Annotated in this window: 1 rRNA gene; it reads left to right on the top strand. The window is 53.1% G+C overall.

The window, feature by feature from the left end:
- Positions 1–416: ribosomal RNA gene (locus KHA85_RS17015) — 23S ribosomal RNA — on the top strand; the annotation flags it as partial.

Below are 416 nucleotides of genomic sequence, written 5' to 3'. Positions count from 1 at the left end.
GAGGTATCAGAAGTGCGAATGCTGACATAAGTAACGATAAAGCGGGTGAAAAGCCCGCTCGCCGGAAGACCAAGGGTTCCTGTCCAACGTTAATCGGGGCAGGGTGAGTCGACCCCTAAGGCGAGGCTGAAAAGCGTAGTCGATGGGAAACAGGTTAATATTCCTGTACTTGGTGTTACTGCGAAGGGGGGACGGAGAAGGCTAGGCTAGCCGGGCGACGGTTGTCCCGGTTTAAGCGTGTAGGGGGTGTGACCTGGTAAATCCGGTTACATACTAACCCTGAGGCGTGATGACGATGCACTACGGTGCAGAAGTAGTTGATGCCCTGCTTCCAGGAAAAGCCTCTAAGCATCAGGTAACATTGAATCGTACCCCAAACCGACACAGGTGGTCAGGTAGAGAATACCAAGGCGCTT

Origin of the sequence: Dietzia massiliensis, from assembly GCF_018390595.1 — a bacterium.
Lineage (GTDB): Bacteria > Actinomycetota > Actinomycetes > Mycobacteriales > Mycobacteriaceae > Dietzia > Dietzia massiliensis.
The sequence above is the reverse complement of the archived record's forward strand: the minus strand, read 5'-3'. Positions and strand labels throughout refer to the sequence as shown.